At 58.5% G+C, this 22,588-nt stretch carries 25 protein-coding genes; 14 read left to right on the forward strand and 11 right to left on the reverse strand.

Annotated elements, in window-relative coordinates:
• The first annotated feature begins 83 nt into the window (after nucleotides 1-83).
• The 3 genes from ACR0J4_RS11570 to ACR0J4_RS11580 are packed head-to-tail and all read left to right on the forward strand — an operon-like array spanning nucleotide 84 to nucleotide 3,716.
• Entirely contained in the window at nucleotides 84-1,061 is a 978-nt protein-coding gene (locus ACR0J4_RS11570; protein WP_170375660.1) for an ABC transporter permease, read from the forward strand.
• Nucleotides 1,058-2,008: an ABC transporter permease gene (locus tag ACR0J4_RS11575; RefSeq protein WP_170471477.1), complete on the forward strand. Its 951-nt coding sequence runs from the start codon at nucleotides 1,058-1,060 to the stop codon at nucleotides 2,006-2,008. The genes ACR0J4_RS11570 and ACR0J4_RS11575 overlap by 4 nt, the downstream gene beginning before the upstream one ends.
• 4 nt (nucleotides 2,009-2,012) lie before the next feature.
• Nucleotides 2,013-3,716, forward strand: coding sequence for an ABC transporter ATP-binding protein (locus ACR0J4_RS11580; protein WP_170642607.1), 1,704 nt, complete (start codon nucleotides 2,013-2,015; stop codon nucleotides 3,714-3,716).
• Here the strand turns inward: ACR0J4_RS11580 and ACR0J4_RS11585 are convergent.
• From ACR0J4_RS11585 to ACR0J4_RS11605, 5 genes are all read right to left on the reverse strand, one after another.
• Nucleotides 3,713-4,492, reverse strand: coding sequence for a citryl-CoA lyase (locus tag ACR0J4_RS11585; protein WP_170552260.1), 780 nt, complete (start codon nucleotides 4,490-4,492; stop codon nucleotides 3,713-3,715). The two genes, ACR0J4_RS11580 and ACR0J4_RS11585, sit on opposite strands and share 4 nt — an antisense overlap.
• Nucleotides 4,489-5,676, reverse strand: coding sequence for a CoA transferase (locus ACR0J4_RS11590; RefSeq protein WP_170642609.1), 1,188 nt, complete (start codon nucleotides 5,674-5,676; stop codon nucleotides 4,489-4,491). Before ACR0J4_RS11590 ends, ACR0J4_RS11585 begins: the two co-directional genes overlap by 4 nt.
• Nucleotides 5,666-7,177, reverse strand: a complete 1,512-nt coding sequence (locus ACR0J4_RS11595) for a tripartite tricarboxylate transporter permease (RefSeq protein ID WP_170375649.1) — start codon at nucleotides 7,175-7,177, stop codon at nucleotides 5,666-5,668. The genes ACR0J4_RS11590 and ACR0J4_RS11595 overlap by 11 nt, the downstream gene beginning before the upstream one ends.
• Nucleotide 7,178: 1 nt before the next feature.
• The gene (locus ACR0J4_RS11600; RefSeq protein WP_170460001.1) at nucleotides 7,179-7,661 is read right to left on the reverse strand and encodes a tripartite tricarboxylate transporter TctB family protein; all 483 of its coding nucleotides are present in this window, start codon (nucleotides 7,659-7,661) and stop codon (nucleotides 7,179-7,181) included.
• Nucleotides 7,662-7,730: 69 nt separating this feature from the next.
• A complete protein-coding gene (locus tag ACR0J4_RS11605) occupies nucleotides 7,731-8,714 on the reverse strand; it encodes a tripartite tricarboxylate transporter substrate binding protein (RefSeq protein WP_170375647.1) in 984 nt (327 codons plus the stop codon).
• A gap of 107 nt (nucleotides 8,715-8,821) precedes the next feature.
• Between ACR0J4_RS11605 and ACR0J4_RS11610 the strand changes: the two genes are divergently transcribed.
• From ACR0J4_RS11610 to ACR0J4_RS11620, 3 genes are read left to right on the forward strand one after another with little or no spacing between them, the layout of a single operon-like run.
• Nucleotides 8,822-9,490 carry a response regulator transcription factor gene (locus tag ACR0J4_RS11610; protein WP_170460004.1) on the forward strand — a complete coding sequence of 223 codons (669 nt, stop codon included), beginning with the start codon at nucleotides 8,822-8,824 and terminating at the stop codon, nucleotides 9,488-9,490.
• Nucleotides 9,480-10,847 carry a sensor histidine kinase gene (locus tag ACR0J4_RS11615; protein ID WP_170642610.1) on the forward strand — a complete coding sequence of 456 codons (1,368 nt, stop codon included), beginning with the start codon at nucleotides 9,480-9,482 and terminating at the stop codon, nucleotides 10,845-10,847. The genes ACR0J4_RS11610 and ACR0J4_RS11615 overlap by 11 nt, the downstream gene beginning before the upstream one ends.
• Nucleotides 10,826-11,818, forward strand: coding sequence for an ABC transporter substrate-binding protein (locus ACR0J4_RS11620; RefSeq protein ID WP_170642611.1), 993 nt, complete (start codon nucleotides 10,826-10,828; stop codon nucleotides 11,816-11,818). The genes ACR0J4_RS11615 and ACR0J4_RS11620 overlap by 22 nt, the downstream gene beginning before the upstream one ends.
• On the opposite strand, the gene ACR0J4_RS11625 is transcribed toward ACR0J4_RS11620, so the two are convergent.
• The 3 genes from ACR0J4_RS11625 to ACR0J4_RS11635 all read right to left on the reverse strand — a co-directional run bounded on the left by ACR0J4_RS11625 (nucleotide 11,805) and on the right by ACR0J4_RS11635 (nucleotide 14,612).
• On the reverse strand, nucleotides 11,805-12,611 hold the full coding sequence (locus ACR0J4_RS11625) for a phosphotransferase family protein (RefSeq protein WP_480668599.1): 807 nt from the start codon (nucleotides 12,609-12,611) through the stop codon (nucleotides 11,805-11,807). The two genes, ACR0J4_RS11620 and ACR0J4_RS11625, sit on opposite strands and share 14 nt — an antisense overlap.
• Nucleotides 12,612-12,746: 135 nt before the next feature.
• On the reverse strand, nucleotides 12,747-13,409 hold the full coding sequence (locus tag ACR0J4_RS11630) for a flagellar hook capping FlgD N-terminal domain-containing protein (protein ID WP_170642612.1): 663 nt from the start codon (nucleotides 13,407-13,409) through the stop codon (nucleotides 12,747-12,749).
• A gap of 3 nt (nucleotides 13,410-13,412) precedes the next feature.
• A complete protein-coding gene (locus tag ACR0J4_RS11635; protein ID WP_170642613.1) occupies nucleotides 13,413-14,612 on the reverse strand; it encodes a flagellar hook-length control protein FliK in 1,200 nt (399 codons plus the stop codon).
• Between the two features lie 112 nt (nucleotides 14,613-14,724).
• On the opposite strand from ACR0J4_RS11635, the gene ACR0J4_RS11640 reads away from it, so the two are divergent.
• From ACR0J4_RS11640 to ACR0J4_RS11665, 6 genes are all read left to right on the forward strand, one after another.
• Entirely contained in the window at nucleotides 14,725-15,006 is a 282-nt protein-coding gene (locus ACR0J4_RS11640) for a rod-binding protein (RefSeq protein WP_170552281.1), read from the forward strand.
• Entirely contained in the window at nucleotides 14,990-15,346 is a 357-nt protein-coding gene (locus ACR0J4_RS11645; protein ID WP_170552283.1) for a flagellar biosynthesis protein FlgN, read from the forward strand. The genes ACR0J4_RS11640 and ACR0J4_RS11645 overlap by 17 nt, the downstream gene beginning before the upstream one ends.
• A 207-nt stretch (nucleotides 15,347-15,553) precedes the next feature.
• On the forward strand, nucleotides 15,554-16,801 hold the full coding sequence (locus ACR0J4_RS11650) for a flagellin (protein WP_170552286.1): 1,248 nt from the start codon (nucleotides 15,554-15,556) through the stop codon (nucleotides 16,799-16,801).
• A gap of 77 nt (nucleotides 16,802-16,878) precedes the next feature.
• The gene (gene flaF, locus ACR0J4_RS11655; RefSeq protein WP_170483159.1) at nucleotides 16,879-17,256 is read left to right on the forward strand and encodes a flagellar biosynthesis regulator FlaF; all 378 of its coding nucleotides are present in this window, start codon (nucleotides 16,879-16,881) and stop codon (nucleotides 17,254-17,256) included.
• Nucleotides 17,253-17,654, forward strand: a complete 402-nt coding sequence (flbT, locus tag ACR0J4_RS11660; RefSeq protein ID WP_170375637.1) for a flagellar biosynthesis repressor FlbT — start codon at nucleotides 17,253-17,255, stop codon at nucleotides 17,652-17,654. The genes flaF and flbT overlap by 4 nt, the downstream gene beginning before the upstream one ends.
• Nucleotides 17,651-18,445 carry a DUF1217 domain-containing protein gene (locus tag ACR0J4_RS11665; RefSeq protein ID WP_170642614.1) on the forward strand — a complete coding sequence of 265 codons (795 nt, stop codon included), beginning with the start codon at nucleotides 17,651-17,653 and terminating at the stop codon, nucleotides 18,443-18,445. Before flbT ends, ACR0J4_RS11665 begins: the two co-directional genes overlap by 4 nt.
• A gap of 111 nt (nucleotides 18,446-18,556) precedes the next feature.
• Here ACR0J4_RS11665 and ACR0J4_RS11670 read toward each other — a convergent pair whose 3' ends face one another.
• From ACR0J4_RS11670 to ACR0J4_RS11680, 3 genes are all read right to left on the reverse strand, one after another.
• Nucleotides 18,557-20,134, reverse strand: coding sequence for a DUF427 domain-containing protein (locus tag ACR0J4_RS11670; protein ID WP_170642615.1), 1,578 nt, complete (start codon nucleotides 20,132-20,134; stop codon nucleotides 18,557-18,559).
• Between the two features lie 73 nt (nucleotides 20,135-20,207).
• Complete coding sequence (locus tag ACR0J4_RS11675; protein ID WP_170483165.1) at nucleotides 20,208-20,909, reverse strand: helix-turn-helix domain-containing protein; 702 nt, start codon at nucleotides 20,907-20,909, stop codon at nucleotides 20,208-20,210.
• Nucleotides 20,881-21,168, reverse strand: a complete 288-nt coding sequence (locus ACR0J4_RS11680; protein ID WP_170483167.1) for a hypothetical protein — start codon at nucleotides 21,166-21,168, stop codon at nucleotides 20,881-20,883. Before ACR0J4_RS11680 ends, ACR0J4_RS11675 begins: the two co-directional genes overlap by 29 nt.
• A gap of 176 nt (nucleotides 21,169-21,344) precedes the next feature.
• Here ACR0J4_RS11680 and ACR0J4_RS11685 point away from each other — a divergent pair, with 176 nt between their 5' ends.
• Both ACR0J4_RS11685 and ACR0J4_RS11690 read left to right on the forward strand, forming a co-directional pair.
• Complete coding sequence (locus ACR0J4_RS11685) at nucleotides 21,345-21,812, forward strand: hypothetical protein (protein ID WP_170552296.1); 468 nt, start codon at nucleotides 21,345-21,347, stop codon at nucleotides 21,810-21,812.
• 109 nt (nucleotides 21,813-21,921) lie between these two features.
• Entirely contained in the window at nucleotides 21,922-22,539 is a 618-nt protein-coding gene (locus ACR0J4_RS11690) for a ribonuclease HII (protein WP_170642616.1), read from the forward strand.
• Nucleotides 22,540-22,588 lie beyond the last annotated feature (49 nt).

A 22,588-nucleotide genomic window follows, 5' to 3' on the forward strand; every position in this document is an offset into this window, starting at 1 on the left:
CGTTCTGGCCCCTGTTTCGTTAGCGGTATCTTGACCATTTGGTCAGACGCGGCTTAGACAGGCCGATCAACCGGGGATTCTGAATGTTCGCATATATTGTTCGAAGGATGTTCCAATCCGTGATCGTCTTGCTGGTCGTGGGTCTGGTCGCGTTCTCGATGTTTCGTTTTGTCGGCGATCCGATCGACAACATGCTGGGTCAGGAACGCACACAGGCCGATATCGACCGGCTGAGGACGGAACTGGGCCTCGATCAGCCGTTTGTCGTGCAATACGCCAAGTTCCTGCAAGGCGCGGTTCAGGGCAATTTCGGCGTGTCCTACCGTCAGGGCCGTCCGGTTTCGACCATCATCGCCGAACGTGCGCCCGCGACGCTGGAGCTGGCCTTCGTGTCAGGCTTTCTCGCCATCACCATGGGCATCGCGCTGGGCGTCTTCACGGCGATCCGACGACAAGGGGTTGCGGCGAATATCATCATGACGGTCAGTCTGATCGGGGTCTCTCTGCCCACCTTCCTGATCGGGATATTGCTGATCTACATCTTCTCAGTCGAACTTGACCTCTTACCGAGTTTCGGCAGGGGTGAGACGGTCATGATCGGGGGCTGGTCAACCGGGTTTCTGACCACCTCGGGCCTGAAGGCACTGATCCTGCCCGCGATTACGCTGGGCCTGTATCAGATGACCTTGATCATGCGTCTGGTGCGGTCCGAGATGCTCGAGGTCCTGCGCGCCGACTACGTCCGTTTCGCCCGCGCCCGAGGGCTGTCGGACAGGGTAATCAACTTCCGCCACGCACTGAAAAACACGCTGGTGCCAGTGATTACAATCACAGGTTTGCAACTGGGATCGATCATCGCCTTTGCCATTATCACCGAGACCGTGTTCCAATGGCCCGGCGTCGGACTGCTGTTCATCAACGCCATCCAGTTCGTCGATATTCCCGTCATGGCCGCCTATCTGATGCTGATCTCGGTCATGTTCGTGACGATCAACCTGATCGTCGATCTTCTTTACTATGCCATTGACCCGCGCCTGCGTGTCGACGCGAGGGCCACATGACCGATACGATCGAAACCCCGCAACCCGCCTCTAAGTCGCGCTTTGCAAAAGCGTGGGACAGCGATTTCGCTTGGTCATTCCGGCATTCGCCCGTGGCTGTCATCGCCTCGGCCGTTGTGCTGATCCTTGTGTTTTGTGCCATTTTCGCGCCCCTGATCGCGCCCTACAATCCGTTCGACCCGGCGACGCTGAACCTGATGAACGGCTTTACACCACCGGGCACACCGAATGCATTTACGCAGGAAACCTTCCTGTTGGGCACAGATGACCAGGGTCGGGACGTATTCTCGACCATCCTCTACGGGCTGCGCATTTCCTTGTTCGTCGGGGCTGCCGCCGTATTGCTGGCTCTGATCATCGGAGTCGTTCTGGGGCTGGTCGCGGCCTATTTTGGCGGCTGGGTCGAGACGCTGATCATGCGGATCGCCGACGTTCAGCTGACCTTTCCGGCCATTCTGGTCGCTATGCTGATCTTTGGCATCGCCAAAGGCGTGACCCCGCCGGAATATCGCGATGAAATGGCGATCTATGTGCTGATCATCGCCATCGCTTTGTCCGACTGGGTGCAGTTTGCGCGGGTCGTCCGCGGGGCAGCGCTGGTCGAGAAGAACAAGGAATATGTGCAGGCGGCGCGACTGATCGGTCGCGGCTCGATCCCGATCATGTTCCGTCATATCCTGCCCAATGTCCTCAGCCCGGTTCTGGTGATCGCCACCATCTCGCTGGCGCTGGCCATCATCGCCGAGGCGACGCTGAGCTTCCTTGGCGTCGGCGCGCCTCCGACCCAACCTTCGCTGGGAACGCTGATCCGTATCGGGCAGGGGTTCCTGTTCTCGGGAGAGTGGTGGATTCTGTTCTTCCCCGCCTGCACCCTTCTGGCCCTCGCCCTGTCCGTGAATCTTCTGGGCGACTGGCTGCGCGATGCGTTGAACCCAAAACTACGGTGATTTCATGAGCCTTCTGACCATCCAAGACCTCACCGTCGAATTCCCAACACGTCGCAAGCTGTTCACTGCAGTGGATCACGCAGACCTATCCGTCGAGCCGGGTGAAATCCACGGTTTGGTGGGCGAATCCGGTGCAGGCAAATCTACAATCGGTGCCGCTGTCATGGGGCTGCTGGAACGCCCTGGACGGATCGCCAGCGGCCGGATCAAGCTAGGCGGTGAGCAGATCAGTGGCCTTGATGCCGAGGCGATGCGCGGCCTGCGCGGCCAGAAGATCTCGATGATCTTTCAGGACCCGCTGACCTCGCTGAACCCTTTGTTCACGGTCCGAGAGCAGTTGACCGAAACTATTCTGGCCCATCTGGGCTGCACCGACGCTGAGGCCAATCAACGCGCCCGCGACCTGATCGACCGGGTGGGTATCCCGGACCCCGATACGCGTCTGGACCAATACCCGCACCAATTTTCGGGCGGGATGCGCCAACGGGTGGTGATCGCCTTGGCGCTTTGTACCGAACCAGATGTGATCATCGCGGATGAGCCGACCACGGCGCTGGATGTGTCGGTTCAGGCGCAGATTCTGGACCTGATCAAGGAATTGGCGCGGGAACGGCAGGTCGGTGTTATTCTGATCACACATGACATGGGCGTCATTGCCGATACGACCGACCGCGTGACCGTCATGTATGCTGGCAAGGTTGTCGAAACCGGAACAACCGCGCAGGTGATGGGGCAGCCGCAACATGAATACACGCGGTCGCTGATTGCGGCGGTGCCACGCCCGACGCTCAAGCTGCACCGGTTCCCTCAGATCAGCTATGGCGGGCGTGAGACGCGCTTTGCGATCGAGGATATGGCGCGCCATTGGCCGAAAGTGGACAACGACACGTCCAAGCCCGTGTTCGAAATTCGCAACCTGACCAAACGCTTCCTGCAACGGCGCGGACTTTTGCCTTGGGATCGGACCTATTTCACCGCTGTCGATGATGTGAGCTTTGATATCCGTGCGGGTGAAGTTTTCGGCGTGGTGGGCGAGTCCGGCTCGGGCAAGTCCACCGTTGCGCGCATGATTGCTGGCTTGTATCCGGTCGATGGCGGCTCGATCACGTTTGACGGGCAGTTGGTCAGCGATCTGGGCGACAAAGCTGTGCAGGATGCTTATCGCAAGAACATCCAAATGATCTTTCAGGATCCCTATTCCTCGCTAAACCCCAGAATGCGCGTGGACGAGATCGTGGCAGAACCGATCCGCCATCACCGCCTCATGAGCGGTTCAGACGTCAAACGCCGGGTGGATGAGCTGTTGGATCAGGTCGGGCTGGGTTCGGAAGCGGGCCTGAAATACCCGCATGAGTTCTCGGGCGGGCAGCGTCAGCGTATCTCCATCGCGCGCGCCTTGGCGACGCAGCCTCGGTTCCTGATCTGCGATGAGCCGACCAGTGCGCTAGACGTCTCGATCCAGGCGCAGATCCTGAACATCCTGAAGGACCTGCAAGAGCATCTGGGCCTGACGATGCTGTTCATCAGCCACGATCTGCCTGTGGTGCGTCAGATGTGCGACCGCGTTGCCGTGATGAAGGCAGGGCAGATGGTCGAGATCCAAGAGACCGATGCCCTGTTCGCCAACCCGCAGACGGACTACGCCAACGAACTATTGCACCTGATGCCGCGACTTGATGATCTGTCGACCGAAGGACTGGACGTTTAAGTCTTGGTTGTTGGGTCCACATAAGTCCAGCGATAGGCGGGCGGGGTTGGTCCCTTGTTGCGGCCACCTTGCTCCATCTGCTCCCATGCATGAGTCAGGATGCCGACCGAACGGGACAGACAGAACAACCCGCGCGCCAAGGGTGGGGCAAAGCCTAGCTCGGCATAGATCACTGCCGTCGCGCCATCGATATTCATGGGGACGGGTTTGCCTTTGCGATGGGCCAGCTCGGCCTCAATCGCCTGCCCGATCCGCATGAAATCACCGCTGCATGCCCCTTGTTCGACGGCTTCGGCGACCAGCGCCATCAGGCGCGGGGCGCGCGGATCGGTCGGGGTGTGAAAGCGATGGCCAAAGCCCGGCAGGATCTTTCCGTGAGTGGTGATCCATGCGTCCAACGCTTGCCCCAAATCGCCCGAATGCCCTGCAACAAAGTGATAGAGCTGCACCGCCTGCTCTCCGGCCCCGCCATGCACATCGCCCAGCATGTTAACCGCGCTGGCCATCGCGTTGTTCAGCGGCAGGCCGCAGGTCACCGCCATCCGGGCCGCCGCAATTGAGGGCGCTTGCGGGCCGTGGTCAACGGCCGCAACCAAAGCCGCTTCGAACAAACGAGCTTGTGCTTCGGTCGGTTTCTCGCCGCGCAGCATGAACCAGATCATTTCGGCGAAACTCAGGTTGCCGATCAAATCCTGGATTGGCTCTCCGCGCAGGTGTATCCGGCCAGGCTCCATGTCGATGATCGAGGTTTGCCACCAATCGGATACATCGCTCATATGATGCCCTCCTTTTTCAGGGCGTTGATCTCATCCTGCGACAACCCGAGGTCAGACCAGATTGCGGAGTTATCAGCGCCCAATTCCGGCGGCGCGGTCCCAGGATGTCTGCGCGCGCCGTCCATGACAATAGGGCTGCCAGCGAGCTGCAGGTCTTCACCGTGAATGTCCAGCGTACCGATCAAACCCCGCCCAGATAATTGCGGGTCGTCGAGCGCATCAGAGACGGTCAGAACCTGCCCGGTGGGCACTCCAATATCATTCAACTCTCGCACCCAATCCTTTGCTGATCGCGTGGTCAGCGTGTGCTCCAATTCCGCGCGCAAGGCGTGACGGTTGGTCTTGCGATCTTCTCGTGTTGTGTAGGCTGGATCGTCCAGAAGGTCGTCCCGGCCCAGATGCTGAGCCAGCGCCTGCCATTGTTCATCGCGGTTGGCGGCAATGTTGATCGGGCTGTCTGCAGTGGCAAAGGTGCCCGAGGGGGCCGAGGTTGTGTTCTCGTTCCCATGCGCGGCAGGCGTGACGCCCCCGATCAGGTGATTCGAGACGACCCAACCCATTGTAGAAATCACCGCCTCGGTCATTGCGACGTCCAGAAACGCGCCACGCGGGGTCGTATTCAGGGCGGATGAAATGGCGAATGCTGCGGTCAGGCCACCGACCGTATCCGCCAGTGGGTAGCCAACGCGGTAGGGCGCCGTATCTGGCGCGCCGGTGATCGACATGACACCGCTGACCCCTTGAACGATCTGGTCATAAGCGGGATCATCGCGGCGGGGTCCGTTCTGCCCAAAGCCACTGATCGCGCAGTAGATTAGTCGCGGGTTTTCAGCTTTCAGGGTTTCATAGCCCAGACCCAATCGATCCATAACGCCGGGCCTGAAATTCTCGACCAATACATCCGCCGAGTGAACCAGACGTTTCAGCAGCGCCTTGCCCCGGTCGGATTTCATGTCCAGCGTGACGGATTTCTTCGCGGCATTCTGCGCCAGAAAACTGATCCCCATGCCCGCCTTATTGCGCTCAGGATCGGCGCCCAACACCCGGGCAAGATCGCCCGAGCCGGGGCGTTCGACCTTGATCACCTCGGCGCCCATCAATGCGAGCTGGTAGCAGCAATAGGGGCCGGCAAGCACGTTCGTCAGATCTAGAACGCGGATGCCGGCCAGAGGGTCAGTCCCCATCCGCAATCCCCGCGGCCCGTGCCCGCGCACGGCGAGCGCGGTAGCTTGGCAGCAGAACCAGAAGGACGGCGATTACCAGCAGACCTAGGGTCATCGGGCGTTCCCAGATGAAAGCGATACCGTCATAGAGCTGCATCGAGCGGGCAAAGTTATCCTCCATCATCCCGCCAAGGATGAAGCCGATCAGAAGCGGGGCGAGGGGGTAGTCGGCGAATTTCAACGCCGTGGCGCAGATGCCGAAGCCGACGAGGATCAGCAGCTCGGTCGCGTTGTTCTGGCCGATATAGGCGCCCATCAGGGTGAAGAACAGGATGAACGGGATCAGGAAATTGCGCGGCACGGCCAGCACTTTGGCGATGTAGGGGATCAGCGGCAGGTTCAGGATCAGCAGCACCAGGTTGCCGATGAACATCGACATGATGACGGCCCAGAAGATCTGAGGCTCATCCACCATCAGGCGCGGGCCGGGTGTCACGTTCAGCGCGATCAGAGCGCCCAGCAGAATGGCTGTTGTGCCCGACCCCGGGATGCCCAGCGTTAGCAGGGGCACGAATGACCCGGTACAGGCCGCGTTGTTGGCGGACTCCGGCGCGGCCAGACCCTTGATCGAGCCTTTGCCAAACTCTTCCTGTTCCTGCTTCGGTGCAATATTGCGCTCGACCGCGTAGCCGAGGAAACTGGCAATTGTCGCCCCCGCACCCGGTAGGACGCCGATGAAGAAACCTTGCACGGATTGGCGACCGATCACGGGCGCGATGGCTTTTGCCTCATCTTTGGTGATGCGCAGGTCCTTGATCTCTCCGTCGTCGCCTTTCAGGTCTTTGGGCTTCAGCACTAAGAACAGCGCCTCAGGCAGGGCGAACATGGCCATGGCCAGCGTGATGAAGCCAAAGCCGGACTGCAGGTCCATGATCCCCATGGTGAAGCGGGGCAGGTTGAACAGCGCACCTTCGCCAACGGTTGCCATGATCAGGCCGAGGATTGTCATGATCATGGCTTTGGCGACCTGACCTGATCCAGCAAAGGCCGCGATGGCGGACAAGCCTACGACCATAAGGGCAAAGTACTCGGCGGAGTGGAACAGCAGCGCGACCGAAGACAGCGCGGGCGCGAAGACCATCAGCAAGATGGCCCCGAGCGTACCCCCGGCGAAGCTGGCGATGGCCGCAATGGTCAGTGCCTTACCGGCCTTGCCTTGCCGCGCCATTGGGTAGCCATCGAAACTAGAGGCCACTGTGCCCGCAACCCCCGGTGCGTTCAGCAGAATGGAAGAGGTCGATCCGCCGAAAATCGCGCCATAATAGACGCCAGCTAGCAGGATCAACGCCGCCGACGGATCGCCCATCGAAATCGCGACCGGGATCATAATGGCGATGATCGACATCGGGCCAAGGCCCGGAAGCATGCCGATGAAGGTGCCGATCAGACAGCCGGCGATGACCATCAGCAGGTTTTGGATTGAGAATGCCGTTTGCAGCCCGATCAGAAGTCCTTCAAGCATGTCAGCCTCCGAAAATGCCCGGCAGGGGGCGCATGTAGATGCCCAGGACTTCCTGAACCAGATACCAGACCGCGCCGGTGGCGATGAACGCAACCGGCAGCATGATGTGCCACTTGCGCTCGCCCAGAATGAAGGAGCCAAGGATCAGGAAAGCAGAAGTTGAGATTAGAAAGCCGACGGGCCGCAGGCAGAGGGCATAAATCACCATCAGGGCCAACAGCATCAAAGCTTGATCAAGGTGGTAGTCGCCCAGACGGCGGTAGTCGATATCCGCCGCTTTCGGCTCGGATTTCTCAAACCCCAGCAGGATGATTGTGCAGGCAATGATGCCCAGAACAGACAGCACTTTGGGGAAGGTGCTTGGCCAAATTGGGTTGCGCTGCATGAAGGGGGGCAGGCTGCCATCCATCGTAAACCATGCGGCGTAGCCATAGGCCAGACAGACCCCAAGCAAAACAAGCGCGATCCAGCGATCCAGCGCCATGACATCCCCTCCCTCGTGTTTTTTGTTGATTGTGGCAGAGCGGGCGGGCCGCTCTGCCGTGAGTGGTGCTTAGAGGAAGCCCAGTTTTTTCATCAGATCGCTGATCTGCTGCTCTTGCTGCTCGAGGAAAGTCGAGAAATCGTCGCCCGAGTTGTGGATGTTCACCCAACCATTGCGCGCGCGAACTTCTTCCCACTCGGGGGTGTCATACATCTTGGCGATGGCGTCTTGGTAGGCGGCCAGCTTGTCTTCGGGCAGGCCGGGCGCTGCGAAGAAACCGCGCCAGTTGACGAAGGTGGTGTCGATGCCCTGTTCCTTCATGGTCTGTGCGTCGGGCGCTGCGTCTACACGCTCATCCGCAGTCACACCGATGATTTTCACCTCGCCTGCATTGGCCAGATCAACCGCTTCCGAGAAGCCGGTGGACAGCGCTGCGATCTCACCCGACAGCAAGGCTGCCATGGCTTTGCCGCCTGCATCATAAGGAATGTACTTGACGCCAAGCGCGTCCTTGCCTGCTGCTTCCATCACCATGGCCGCGACCAGATGGTCCATTCCGCCCGGAACCGAGCCACCGCCGATAGCTGTTGCACCCGGGTCCGCGTCATAGGCGGCCAGCAGGTCCGCCATCGAATTGATCGGGCTGTCCTTACCGACAACAATGGCCGCGTAGTCGCCGATTGTGCCCGAGACCAGCGTCAGGTCACGGAAGTTATGTGGGAACACACCCGTCAGTGAGCGGATCACGATGGGGGTCGAGTTCACCATCAGCGTGCCATGGTTGCTGTCGGCGTTTTCGATCAGATAGCCGATGGCCTTACCGCCGCCACCGCCTGACATGTTCTCGTAAGACGCGGTGCCTACAAGCCCCGCTTTGGTCAGCGCCTCGCCGGTGCCGCGGGCGGTACCGTCCCAGCCGCCGCCTGCGCCGCCGGGGATCAGGAAGTGGATGCTGTCCACGACCTCGTGGCCGTCAGCCAAAACAGGTCCCGCAAGACCAACAGCGGCCACAGCCGCAATCAGGGCGCGACGGCCCAGTTTGAAAGTTGTCATGATGTCCTCCCATTTGACAACTGGCCGCTTGACGGCACAGATTGTGATCAAGAAAACACATCAACCTGACATCAACCTGTCATGCGCGAAAATACTGCGAACGCCTCATGAAATTCCTGCTGGTCGAAGACAATATGGACCTTGCGAACGCAATCGGTTCGCGGATGCGACTGGACGGCCATGTCGTTGATCATGCAGCAACTTTGGACGATGCGACCGCGTTCGTCGAGGCCGAGGAATATGACCTGATCCTGTTGGACATCATGCTGCCCGATGGGGATGGGCGCGATTTCCTCAAACGCCACCGTGCAAGTCATCTGGACACACCTGTCATCGTTTTGACCGCGCGCAGCCAGGTCTCGGATCGAATCGGGTCGCTGGATCTGGGGGCCGATGACTATGTCACCAAGCCCTTTGATCACGCAGAGCTTGAGGCCCGCTGCCGCGCCGTTTTGCGCCGCAAATCTGGGATCGCTAAATCAACCATCGAGATCGGCGGTATCGTCTTCGACCCGGTTGCCGGTCACCTGATTGTCGGCGGCGAGACTCTGTCGCTGCGCAATCGGGAACTGCGCCTGTTGGAGTTCTTCATCAATGCGCCCGGTCAGGTGTTCTCGAAACAAAAACTGGCGGACAGGCTGTTTTCCTACGATGACGATGTCTCGGACAATGCTATCGAGGTGTATGTCGCCCGCCTGCGCAAACATCTCGAGCGTTCGGAGTTGAAAATTACCACGTTGCGTGGCCTGGGCTACAGGCTGGATCATGTCAGCTAGCCCCGCGGTTTCAGGATCTCTTCGTAATCGTCTGGTGCTGACCCTGATTGGCGGCGCGGCCATTCTGGCGTTGCTTTTGTTCTTTACAGTGCGCAGTTATGCCGCTCGCGTCGCGCAGCAAGGGCAGGACAATATTCTTGGTGCCTCCGTCACCTCGATCCTCGATGCCGTCGCTCTGCGGGACGGAGAGCTTGAGGTCGACATCCCCTACGCCGCCTTCTCGATGCTAAGTACGCCGTCGGATGATCGGGTGTTTTACGCCATCTTTCAGGACGGAGAACTGTTGTCCGGCTACGACGATCTTTCAGCCACGAATGGAACGCCCAATGGCGAATGGGTTTTTCAATCGGGCGAGGTGCGCGGAGAGACCATTCGCCAGGTCAGCGCCAGCCGCACTCTCGTGGGTTTGGGAACCCGGACCGAAGTCGAAGTGGCCCTTGGTCAAACGCAAGACGCATTAGCCGAAACCCTCAGGCAGATTTCACGAAACGCGGCGTATTTGGGGATAGGTTTCTTCACGCTGGTCGCCGGGTTATCGTTCTGGGCAACGTCTGCCACCATCGGGCAGTTGAACAAGCTGACGACGTCGGTGACACGTCGGGGCCCACAGGATCTCAGCCCATTCAGAAAACCGGTGCCGCGGGAAATGGCCCCGCTCGTGTCGTCGCTGAACTCTTTGATGGGGCGTTTGGATCAGTCGCTCAGCCAGTCCGAGGATTTTATAGCCGAGGCGGCGCACCGGGTTCGGACGCCATTGGCAACGGTTCGGTCTTATGCGGACGCGACGTTGCAACGCGTTGAAAAGGAAGAGAATCGAGAGGCTTTGCGCTCGATGGTACGGGCGATTGACGAAAGTTCTCGGGCGGCGGGGCAATTGCTGGATCACGCGATGATCACCTTTCGCGCCGATCATCTGGAGCGGGAAGAGATTGATCTAGTCGCTCTCGTCCGCGATCTGGTTCAACGCCTCACGCCCATTGCCGAGATGAAGGACCTTTCCCTGACCTTGGTCGGGGACCCTGTTGTGACCTATTCGGGCGATCCGATCCTGATCCAGAATGCGGTGCGCAACATGGTCGACAACGCGCTAAAATATGCCCCTGCAGAAAGCGTAGTCGAGATCGAGGTCTCGCAAGGGGCGCAAGCTCAGATAAGCGTACGTGATCAGGGGCCGGGCTTTCCACCAAGTGAAATTGACACGCTCACCCGGCGGTTCGAGCGCGGTAAGAATGCGGCCGGGACCATTGGCTCGGGGCTTGGTCTGACCATCGTTCAGGATGTCGCGAAGGCCCATGGCGGCGATCTGATCCTGACCAACCGAAAAGGCAAAGGCGCATGCGTTACCTTATTGCTTTGATCCTCACACTTCTGGCCTCAGTCTGCGCGGCCGAGGAGTGGGAAGACCAGCGGGTGTTCAACGCTGCCGCTGATGGTCCGCGTTTGCGCATCATCTCCAGCACCGACACCGCGCTTTTCGCGCCGTTGATCGAGGGGTTCCTGACGCAAAATCCAGATGTCTCCGTCGAGTATCTGGTGACGGGAACCGCCGATCTGAATGCGCGTGTGCGGGCTGCGCCTGAGGCGTTTGATGTTGTCATTTCCAGCGCGATGGATCTGCAGCTGAAGCTTGCGAATGATGGGTTTGCAATGCCGCTGGAGAATATGCCCGGTTCGGACTGGGCCCAGTGGCACGACAGCCTGTTTGCTTTTACCCAGGAACCGGCGGCCATCGTCATCAACCGTGCGGCCTTCGCTGGGTATCCCGTTCCGCAAACCCGGCAGGAACTGATCGAGGCCCTGCGCGCACGCCCCGAAGCCTTCCGTGGGAAGGTCGGAACCTATGATATCCGCCAATCTGGCTTGGGTTATTTGTTCGCCACGCAAGATGCCCGCGCCTCTGAGACCTTTTGGCGTCTGATGGAGGTTATGGGCGGGCTGGACCTGCGTCTGTATTGCTGCTCGGGCGACATGATTGACGATCTGACAAGCGGCTCGATCGCGGTCGCTTATAACGTGCTTGGCAGCTACGCAACGGCACGGGTTGAAGGCAAAGAAGCGCTCGAGGTCATTCTGCCCAGCGATTTTCAGACAACCATGATGCGAACAGCAATGGTGGTGAAAAACACGCAATATCCTGCTGTCGCCGAGGCGTTTGTCCGCCATCTGATCGTTGCAGGGCCTGAGCTGGCACCTTTGCCCTTGCTCACGTCACAGCAGGCGCAGGAGAGCGCGGTAATTACGTTGGAACCTGCTTTGTTGACCTATCTCGACACGCTCAAACGCAGGAAATTCCTGACGGCCTGGGAAGACGCCGTCATTCAGAAATAGCGCGATCCTCAAGGGCCTTTAGCTCAAGCTGCAGGCCTTTTTCATAGTCTGTTGATCCGTTCTCAAATCGCCACAGGCAATAGGCTGCCATTCGCCACGCATACCACGGACGTAGTGCTTCGTAGCGGGCAACTGTTTTGGGGCAGTTATACTTGGCCAGGAACTGCGCGTGTTCATCTGGGTTAAGCGGAGCGCCGCGATACAGATGCTGCATGGCAGACGATAGGAACAGGGCCAGATCCTCGCAGGGATCGCCAATTGTCGGGCATTGCCAATCGATCAGGGTTAGGCTTGACCCGTCCACCAGAATGTTCCCGGCCACAGGGTCGCCGTGGATCAGACACGTTCTTTTTGTTGGAGGCACAGGGTCCTCGGGCCGCATCGCGGTGACGCGATCTTTAAATCCAGAGGAACACAACGCCAAGAGCTCAGCCCCGTGGCGAGCCAGATCAGCGCTGCCGTTCCGTCCTGTAGGTAGCGGCAAATCGACCGTTGCGCCATGCAATCTGCGCAGCAAAGAGGCGACCTGAGCCGTGTCACTTTCCCACGGGCGACCCGGCGCGTGATCGTACAGAACCCAGGCGTCGCCCTGATGTTGCCCCGTTGCCCGCAACCGGGGTACGAACCCGTCCTGCTCAAACGCGCGCAGACACAGCGCTTCGAGGTGGGCGTCATTGCGGAACATGGGGTTGCGCAGTTTGGTACGGTAAAGCTTCAATACCGTGTCGCCACTCTCGCCCAGAACCTTCCACACCATATTTGTCCGACCCCCAAACAAAGGTTCGAATTGCACGGACCCCTTGATCAGCCCGCGCGTGCGCAGCTGGTCAATCAGGTCTGGTAGAGGCGCGTTGACATGGGGCAGGGGATGTACCGCTCAGCAAGGGAATCGTGATTTGCCAAGGTTTGGACTGCCAGCCCGATCAGATCAAGCGCCTGTTCGGATCGCTGTCACCTCGTCCGAGCGGACAGTGGCCCCACTTTGCAAGGACAGATGCACCGTTCCATCAGCGATTTGCGCCTCAACCACGCGGTTGTAGCTAGCGGCCAATCGCTGCGATAACAGTTCGTCATCCCTGTAGCTCTCCAACGTGGCGGAATACGTGCCTTGCCCCAGCGGGTTGCCCGAAGCGTCGGTTCCGGCCCAGAGGAATTCAGTGTCTGTGTGGTTGACCGGAATGCGGTCGATTACGGTACCGGTTGAATTGCGGATCACCATGATGGCCTCATCACTTGTTGCATCGGCCTGAGCATACAGAGTGACCGGTTGGCCTTCGAATCGAAAGGCTGAAGCGGATCGAACATCAACGCCTACCCAATTGGACAGCTCATTCAGCTTTTGCCCACCCAGGGCCGTGCTTAGGGACGACATCAGGTCATTGGTCTGAACCTGCTGTTCAACCATCGAGAACTGGGCCAGCTGAGACGCGTATTCCGAGGAATCCATAGGCTCCAACGGGTCCTGGTTTCGCGCTTGTGCGGTGAGCATCAGCAGAAAGGTTTCAAAATCCGAGGTCAGCTTGGACGCCTGCGATGCGGCCGAGGTCGGGGTCTGTGCTGCAGTCTGAGTGGGACTTGTCGGAGTGATCATTGGTCAAAGCCTCATATCAATGCCACGACCCGAGAGATTTCGGGGAATGAGCGGGGCGTTTGGCGCGTCCAGTTGCGTCGAATGGGACGGGCCATAGTCGCTTGCCTTCGGGTTTGCGGTATCTTCCTGCGCATCGTCCGATGTGCTTAGATCAAACGAGATGTCGCCATATCCAAGGCTTAGGAGTTCAGCCTCCAAAACGGCGAGATGGCGGCGCATCAGATCCAGTGTTTCGGGGCGCTCTGTGGCTATGGTCAGAACCATCCCATCCTCGCGACCGTTGAGCGTAATGGAGACCCGCCCCAGTTCCTCGGGGCTAAGTGCAATCTCGATCGTACCGGAACCCGCGCGAACCTGAATCGCTGCCGCCATCTGCCCGGCGATGGTTCGGGTGATTTCAGCCTTGGCAGCCTGTGTGGCTGGATGCGCAACCGAAGCCGTGTCGCGGACGTTCTGAAACAAGGGCTCTTCGCGCGTGGCAATCACGCCGTCAGTTTCGCGGATCTCTGTGGCAGTTTCGGAATCTGCGTTCCGCACAGACGCCATCACCTGCATCTGCGCGAGAGTTGGTGTGGGTTTGGAGGGCTGAGGCGCAGTTGTCACTGCATTGTTCTGGGGGGCAGCGGCCGGTTCAGTAGGTTGCATCGCAGCCAAGGTTTGTGCCCTCTCAGTTGGAACAGGCTGCCCCGCAATCGGCTTCGCAGACAGGACGTGACCGTCTGAGGCTTTGGTTGAGACCGTTTGGACGGTGTTGGGTTGTGGCTGAACAGGTGAATTGTGCTTGTTTTCGACCTCAAGCCGCTGCGGTGAAGCAACTGAAACCTTATGCATTGCGCCAGAGTCGGTCTTAGGTGCTTCTGCACCCTCGAGTTTCGATGGAATAGGTACAGTTTCAGACCCTTGCGTTACCTGCGTCTCGCTCGGCACTGGCAGTGCGGCCAAGTCCCCAAACACGTGTTCCTCAGGAGCGTCAGGCTGGGTTGGCAGAGGGTCTGCAAGAACCTCTTCTAGGACAGAATCCTCCGGCACAATGTCCCGTGCAATGGCGGTTTCATCCTCGGCTGCTACCTCGACTTCAGGCTGCGGCGTTTCTTCCTCAAGAACATCCTGAAAGCGCGTGGACGTCTCCGATGTGGTTTCGCGCGTCCCCGGTTTCGTGGCCGTGTTTTGCGTGGGTGTCATCAGCGTAAGAGGGTTAGGCATTTTGCTCCGGCTCCGTCGTGGTTGACGGTCAAACTGCCCAAAGGAGGTTACGTTTTTTTTAACCGCTTTCGTCTTTGATCAAGAAAGTTCGATGCAATTTTCGGAGAAGCCGATGAAAATCCCTCCCCTCCAGTCGATGCCGCCGCCGCCCTCAACCCATGACCGCCTGCAAGCCGCCGCAGTCGAGCTCGAGGCGGCGTTTCTGGCCGAAATGCTGAAATCCGCAGGCTTGGGAAAAGCACGCGATTCGTTTGGTGGCGGTGCCGGTGAGGACCAGTTCTCGTCCTTTCTTGTTCAGCAACAGGCCCGGCAAATGGCGCAATCCGGAGGTGTTGGCATGTCTGAACTTCTGTTTCAATCCTTGATGGAGAATTCCGATGACACATCAGCCTAACCTTCTGATCAAATCACTGGAGGAGGTCCTTGACCTTGAGCGCGCCGCGCTTGTGGACGGTGATCTAGAGCGTCTCAATCATATGGTCCCTGAAAAAGAGAAACTGATCGGTGCGATTAACGATCTTCAGGTGCTGAGCAGCGATGATCTGCTTCGCGTCCATCAAAAGGTGGAGCGCAATCAGGCGCTGCTGAACAGCGCGGCCGAGGGGATTCGCGCGGTGGCCAACCGTATGGCGGAGCTGCGCCGCGTGCGGCAGGAATTCAGCACCTATGGGGCCGACGGGCAACGCAACGGATTCACCGTGCGAGGTCAGGCAAAGCTGGAAAAACGCGCATAGGACCAGAGTTGATTCAAATCTGAAATTTCGAGTTGGGCCGCTTTAGCACTCCGTTAGGGGATCGAGGTCAAAGGTGGTGCTGCACCTGAAACAGCGGGTGGCGCGAAGGGCCGGACGGCGCATCGCACAGGTCAGAAAGACACCAAAGCCCGCTGGTCTAGCGGGGTGATCTTGGGCGCTGAAGCCCTAACGCAAAAGGATGGAACTATGTCCAGTATTCTGACAAATAACGGCGCGATGGTTGCGCTTCAGACCCTGAAATCGGTCAACAAAAACCTCGAGATGACCCAAAACGCGATCTCGACCGGCAAGGATGTCGCAACAGCAAAAGACAACTCGGCCGTCTGGGCGATTTCCAAAGTTATGGAATCGGACGTCAAAGGCTTCAACGCGATCAAAGACAGCCTCTCGCTGGGTGAATCGACGGTCGCCGTTGCGCGGAACGCGTCTGAAACTGTCACCGACCTTCTGACCCAGATGAAGGAAAAGATCGTTGGGGCGCAGGAAGACAACGTGGATCGCGCCAAGATCAACGCTGACGTGAGTGCGCTGAAGGATCAGATCGAATCTGTTGTTGGTGCGGCGCAGTTCAACGGTCTGAACCTGGTGAACGGGTCCTCGGGTCCGGCGTCGATCCTGGCGTCTCTGGATCGTGATGCGGCGGGTGACGTGACCGCGTCTTCGATCAGCGTCGCTGCTCAGGATCTTTCGGTTGGTGGCTACACCGCCAAGGGTGTTCTGGCAGGTTCGGACAACGTGACAACTGACAACGACACTGCTGGTTTCACCATGGACAAGACTGGTGGCAGCGGTGACATCGTGATCGACAGCTCGACCGACAACTTCGAAGCGGGCGACAAGATTTCGATTGCGGTGGGTGAACAGGTTGCGACCTATACCGTTCAAGACTCTGATCTCGATCCCTCGGGCACCTATGATGCAGCCTACACGGATGCGATCGTCGCCGTGGGTCTGAAGAACAAGATCGACTCTTTGGGGATCACGGGTGTCGCGATTGACTATGATTCCGGCAGCCCGGGAACCCTCAGTTTTGTGACCGGTACTGCAACGGCTGGTGCTGATGCCGACCGTGACGTGACCATCGCGGCCCAATTCACAAATGCAGGCGCGGGGGGGCTTGGTGCTCTGGATTCGATCGACGTTTCGACTGACGCTGGAGCATTGGCTGCTTTGGGTACCATTGAGGGTCTAATCGACACAGCGATCGACGCCTCGGCCTCCTTCGGCTCGGCGCAGGGTCGGATCGAGACACAGAAAGAGTTCATCTCGAACCTGTCGGACTCGTTCAAATCGGGTATCGGCTCTCTGGTGGACGCCAATATGGAAGAAACCTCGGCCCGGTTGCAGGCGCTGCAGGTGCAACAGCAGCTGGCCACCCAGTCGCTGTCGATTGCCAACCAGGCACCGCAGTCGATCCTGTCTCTGTTCCGTTAAATCCGGAACCTGGCCGGGGCGTGAACACCGCGCCCCGGACCTGACTGCCTGAAGACGGCCTATTGGAAGGATTTCAAGTGACACCGCAAAGCTACGCTCAACGCGCCTATGCGCAATCTGCCGCTCCGACCCGCACGCCGCGGGATACGGAGTATGAGGCGATCTCGAAAATCACGCATCGGCTCAAAGCAGCAGCAGCCCGGAAGGCGACGGATTTTTCCGGATTTGTTCAGGCATTGCATGAAAATCGGCGGTTGTGGACCGTGCTGGCAACCGGCGTGGCTGACTCGGATAACTCGCTGCCGAAGGATTTGCGCGCGCGGATTTTCTACCTGGCCGAATTTACGGAGCAGCACAGCGCACAGGTTTTGGGGAACACCGCGACGGTAGAACCTTTGCTCGAGATCAACATGGCCGTTCTGCGGGGTCTACGACACATGAGGGCCGCCGGATGAGTGGCCTGGTTCTGAAACTTGCCCCGAAAGAGCGGGTGTTGATCAATGGTGTGGTGATTGAGAATGGCGACCGCCGCAGCCGGTTTTCGATCATGACACCGCAAGCCAACGTTTTGCGTCTGCGAGATGCGATCCACCCAGACGAAGTCACAACACCTGTTCGCCGCGTTTGCTATGCCGCGCAGTTGGTACTATCCGGTGATATGGAGCCCGATCAGGCGCGCCAGCAATTGCTGCGAAGGGTCGAGGAACTGAGCCAGGTGTTCACGGATTCAGACAGTCGGCGTGTCCTGAGCGAAGCGACTGAAGCGCTGGTGGCCGAGCAATACTATAAATGTCTCAAATCTCTCCGCTCTTTGCTGCCACGGGAAGAGCGGCTGATGGCGTACCAGCAATGACGTTCCAGCCTGTCATACCCTCTGGAGGTATTGTCGGCTGGCGTTTTTTGCAGCGGACCTATGAGGCGCAGCTGGAGAGCTTTACGAACTCCAGCGTCAACCAGAGGGACAGGCGGTATTTTCTAGAAAACATAAGCAAGGTTCAATCCGCCGAAGATCTGGTGTCGGATCGCCGGTTGCTACAGGTGGCCTTGGGCGCCTTCGGGTTGGAAGAGGACATCGACAATCGGTTCTTTATCCAAAAGATATTGGAGGATGGAACCAGAGCCGATGATACCCTGTCCAACCGATTGTCCGACAAGCGGTATCGCGAGTTTTCTCAAGCCTTCGGTTTTGGCCCCGGAGAGGTGCGCAAGACCGGACTGATCACGAATATGGAGCAGATCGCCGAAGACAATCTGGTGTCCCGTTTCGAAGTTTCCGTGGGTGAGACGAATGAGACAATGCGGATTTCCCTCTACGCGCAACATGCGCTTGGTGAACTGGCTGCCGGTGACAGCAGCGCGGATACGAAATGGTTCGATTTGATGGGCTTGCCACCCTTGCGCAGCATGATGGAGACTGCACTTGGCCTGCCATCCTCGTTTTCGCAGCTCGATCTGGACAGGCAGCTTGAGGTGTTCAAGGACCGTTTGTCAGGCTTAACCGGATCGGATGATCTGGCCCAATTCACCGAGCCTGAAGCCATTCAGAAACTGACCGATACGTATCTGGCCCGCAGTCAGATCGCGCAAATGCAAAGCACAATATCACCGGCCCAGACCGCTTTGATCTTGTTGGGTGCGGGCTAGAGCTGGTGCATTTTACACCAATCGTCAGGGCGGCGAGACGGGTCCCAGTCTACTTTGCGCATCATTTTGTCGAACCAGATCAAACACAGCGAGTTTGACAAACCGCCAAGGTCAAGCTGGATCACCGACCTCAACATCAGCCGCCGTTCGCAGGGCAAAACACGTGACTGGCTGGGACACGTTGCGCAGTTTGATATCGCCGAGCGGGATTGCATTGCAGCATGCGGGCTCAATGTCTTGCGAGACGACAATGCGGTACCCGGTCGATTTACTATGCTCACCCAGACGTGCAGCGACGTTGGCGGCTTGTCCGATAACGGTGAAATCCAACCGTTCGCGCGAGCCGACATTGCCATAGGTCACCCGGCCATAGGACACGCCGATTGAGCAGTCGCAGTGGATATCAGGATCCGCTGAACGCAGTTCGGTGAGTTTTTCGACGATTTCTGTTGCCGCCTGTTGGGCATTCGCGCGGGCCTGCGCGGGTTCCGCACCCGCTGGGAAAACGGCCAGAACGGCGTCGCCTATGAATTTCAGAACCTCGCCCCCGTTTTCGTCCACGATACCCGAGACCGTCTCAAAGAACTCATTCAGCAGATTGATATAGGCGTCCCGGCTAAGACTTTCTTCCAGGCTGGTCGAGTTGCGCAAATCGCAGAACATGATGGCCGCATCAATCTCATCTCCGTCGCCGCGTCGGATCTCTCCGCCCAGCACGCGCGCGCCTGAGCGTTTGCCAACATAGGTTTCCAGAAGAACCTGCGCATTTTCGCGCTGCATGAACACCTCATAAAAGCGGGCGATCACGGCCGAGCATTCGAATACCAGCCCTAGGTTCTCCGTCGTGAACCCATCGGGGTGATCGCAGCTAAGCGTTAGTACGTTTGTTCGACCGTCCGAGAAGGGCAGCGGCATGGCGACATAGTCCGTGGCCCCTTTGGCGCGCAGATCTTCAATGATGGGAAAGCTGTTATGCGGGTTCTCGTCGTTCACCCTTTGACGCACGCCGCCCAACCCGTTCGAGACATGGCGCAACGGGCTGTTGATGAACGCGGGGTGGTCGTAGATTTCATAGGTGGGCGCACGGGTCAGGATTTCATCCTCACCCTTTTCCCAGATGAAGTGTTTGCCCGCAATCAAGGGGTGTAGGGACCAAGCAAGAATGCTGAGGCGCTGGATCGCGATACCGTGTTCCAGCATCTTTTCGGCCAGCGCTTTGGTGAATGCTTCGGGCGTATCCGACAGCGACGCCCCACGCATCAGCCAATCGATCAGCGGACCGCTGATATTGGTGTCTTCGGTGTCGCGCAGTTGGTTCTTGCCGAGGTCGATATCCGTATAGGCACTGGGCATGAACCCAATATGCCCTTGAATTGCAGCACTCTCTGGCAGGGCGTCGTCATAGGCCCATACCGAATTGGCCAGGCGATCTCCGGGCAGATTGATATCGTGGTAGGTCGCGGTTCCTTTGAAGGGGCAAAAGGTTTGCAGGCCGGTTTCACCGCTCAGGTCGACGCACACATCCGCGCGTGGGACGTAGATCGTCGGCGGCAGCCGGGTTTCATACATCACCTTGGCGTTCCGGCTTTCGGCCAACAGGAGGCCATCGCGAAAAATCGCGATCCTGTCGGACAGATGTTCGACCGAGATGTCATAACCATTGGATTTTGGTGTGGTGTGGACGTTCATCGCCATCCCTCCCTTGCCCGGGGTCCCTATAGAATGGGCGTTTTGGTCGGGCATTCCAAGAGGGGCGCGGATTCTAAACCATCTGGATGACGTCTTTTTCGATCGACAGCATATAGCCCTTCTTGGCGATATTCTTGACCAGCAACTCACTGACCATCTGATTGCCCAATGCGTCGCGCAGCCGTTTGATACGGGTAGCGCCTGCGGCCTCGTCACAATCGGCAGCATCGCGACCCGAGATCGTCGCCTCGATCTGCGCGCCTGACAGGACCTCATCATCCAATCGGGATTCCGCCAGCACCGAGAGGGTCTCCATCGCCGCTGGGGTCAGTTTGAAATCCATGTTGTTCAGGTAGACGGTGTTCTCCTCGCGACTGATCAGCAGGGATGTCACCTGAATGCCGGTGCGTTCAATCTGTGCCATGCGCCGGTTCAGCAGTGCAAGCATCACCAGAAACACGAGGGCCGAGATCATCATTGCGCATGCAAAAACCAGCAGCACGTAAATCACCATGCGGTAGCTGGACAGCGTATCGGCAAAGGCCGTACCCGATTGGGCCAGAATCTCAAGCAACCGGATTTCGGTTTGTGAGGTCAGATCTGCCTCGACAAACAACCTTTCGACGCGGGCGTTGAATGCGTTGGCATCGGGCAGTGTCCAGAACAGGAACAGCGCGGCGGTGATCAGGATCACGACGATGGCGGCAATGCCCAGACCGACAAGGCGCACGCCCGAGCGTCGCGCCTCAGAAACGGAGATAGAATTGTCCGGCATTGGCCTTCCTTTGATCCAACCCTTCCGGCCCGAAAACGGACTGGACATTCAGCAGGGTCCACCCCGAACCGCTGAGGCGCTGGGCGACTTCACTTGTAGCCTGTCCCTTGTCGCAGGACGAAACCTGCATCACGCCGTAGTGTAGACGCAGCGGGTTGTCCTGTTTGGCCTTGTAGTCGGCATAGCATTCCGCGGCCAACGCCACCGGGGCCACCGATATCAGCGCAGCTGCGACCAGAGAAGAGAAGATCTGTTTCATAAGCTGCATCCTGCGCATGGCTTGGGCTGATATTCAATGACCAAAGGGGTTTGCGGCGCCTGATATCCAATAACACGGGGCCGATATTGCTTGTCTGAGGGGGGTGGACCCAGTGTTGAGGCATCAAAGACGCGGTCCATCACGGGGTCGCCAAAATCTCGGAAAGGACAGGCACCATGCATAACAAATTCATCGCTCTGATCATCGCGACGGCTATGGCGATTACCGGCGTGTCGGCCTCAAAGGCGCGTGCTGCGGATACGGGGGATATCCTCGGGGGGCTGGCTGCGATCGCGATCATTGGCGCGGGGGTGCATTACTATAACAAGGAAAAGCGCAAGGATCGTGAGAAAGCCGCGCGGCAATACAACCACGTGCAAACTGCGCCTCAGGTCAAGCATCCCAAGGTAAAGCCTTTGCCCAGACACGTGGCACGCTATGACCTGCCACAACGCTGCCTGCGCCAGCATGACAATTACGGGCAGCGTCCGCTGCTGGGAACAAATTGCCTCAACAAACACTACAAACATACCAACAGCCTGCCGCAAGAGTGCAAGGTCGGGTTCTGGAATGGCAACAAGGTAAAGCGGGCATATGAACCTGCATGCCTGCGCCATCACGGATACCGCGTCGTTTACAAGTAACACGGTCGAGCAGGAGCGGTGCGAAACAGCACCGCGCTGAGAGAGGGTGGCGCAAGCTGCCCTCTCTTTTTTTGTTGCGGCGGCTGTGAAAACGCGGTTTTCCGAAGGGATGACAAAACCGACTTTTGAACTTGAACAGGGGCTGCACGCGCGGGGCTATGTCCGGGTTGCAGGCGTGGATGAGGTCGGGCGCGGCCCGTTGGCTGGACCTGTGGTTGCCGCCGCCGTGATCCTGAATCCAGACGATATTCCCGAGGGGCTGAACGATTCCAAGAAGCTCTCGCTCAAGCGACGCACAGCGTTGGAGGCAGAGTTGCGGGACCGGGCCGAGATCGCCGTGGCCGAGGCCTCGGTCGCCGAGATTGATGAGCTCAATATCCTGCGCGCTTCGCATCTGGCCATGGTGCGCGCGGTGCAGGCACTGGATCCGGCACCCGATTACCTTCTAATCGACGGGAACATGATTCCAAACGGGCTGCAGATCCCGTCCGAGGCTGTGATCAAGGGGGATGGCAAATCCGTGTCGATTGCGGCGGCTTCGATCATCGCGAAAAACTGGCGCGATCAGCTGATGGTGGATTTAGCGCAACAGCATCCCGGCTACGGCTGGGAGGCAAACGCCGGATATCCGACAAAACAGCACCGCGAGGCGCTGCAAAATCTTGGCGTGACCCCACATCATAGGCGTTCGTTCAAGACGGTACACAATATCTTGTATCAAGAGTAAATCGTAAGTCTCTGATTCAAAAAAGAAATTGACGGCGAATCGTCTTTGA

The organism is Ruegeria sp. B10, from assembly GCF_056539825.1.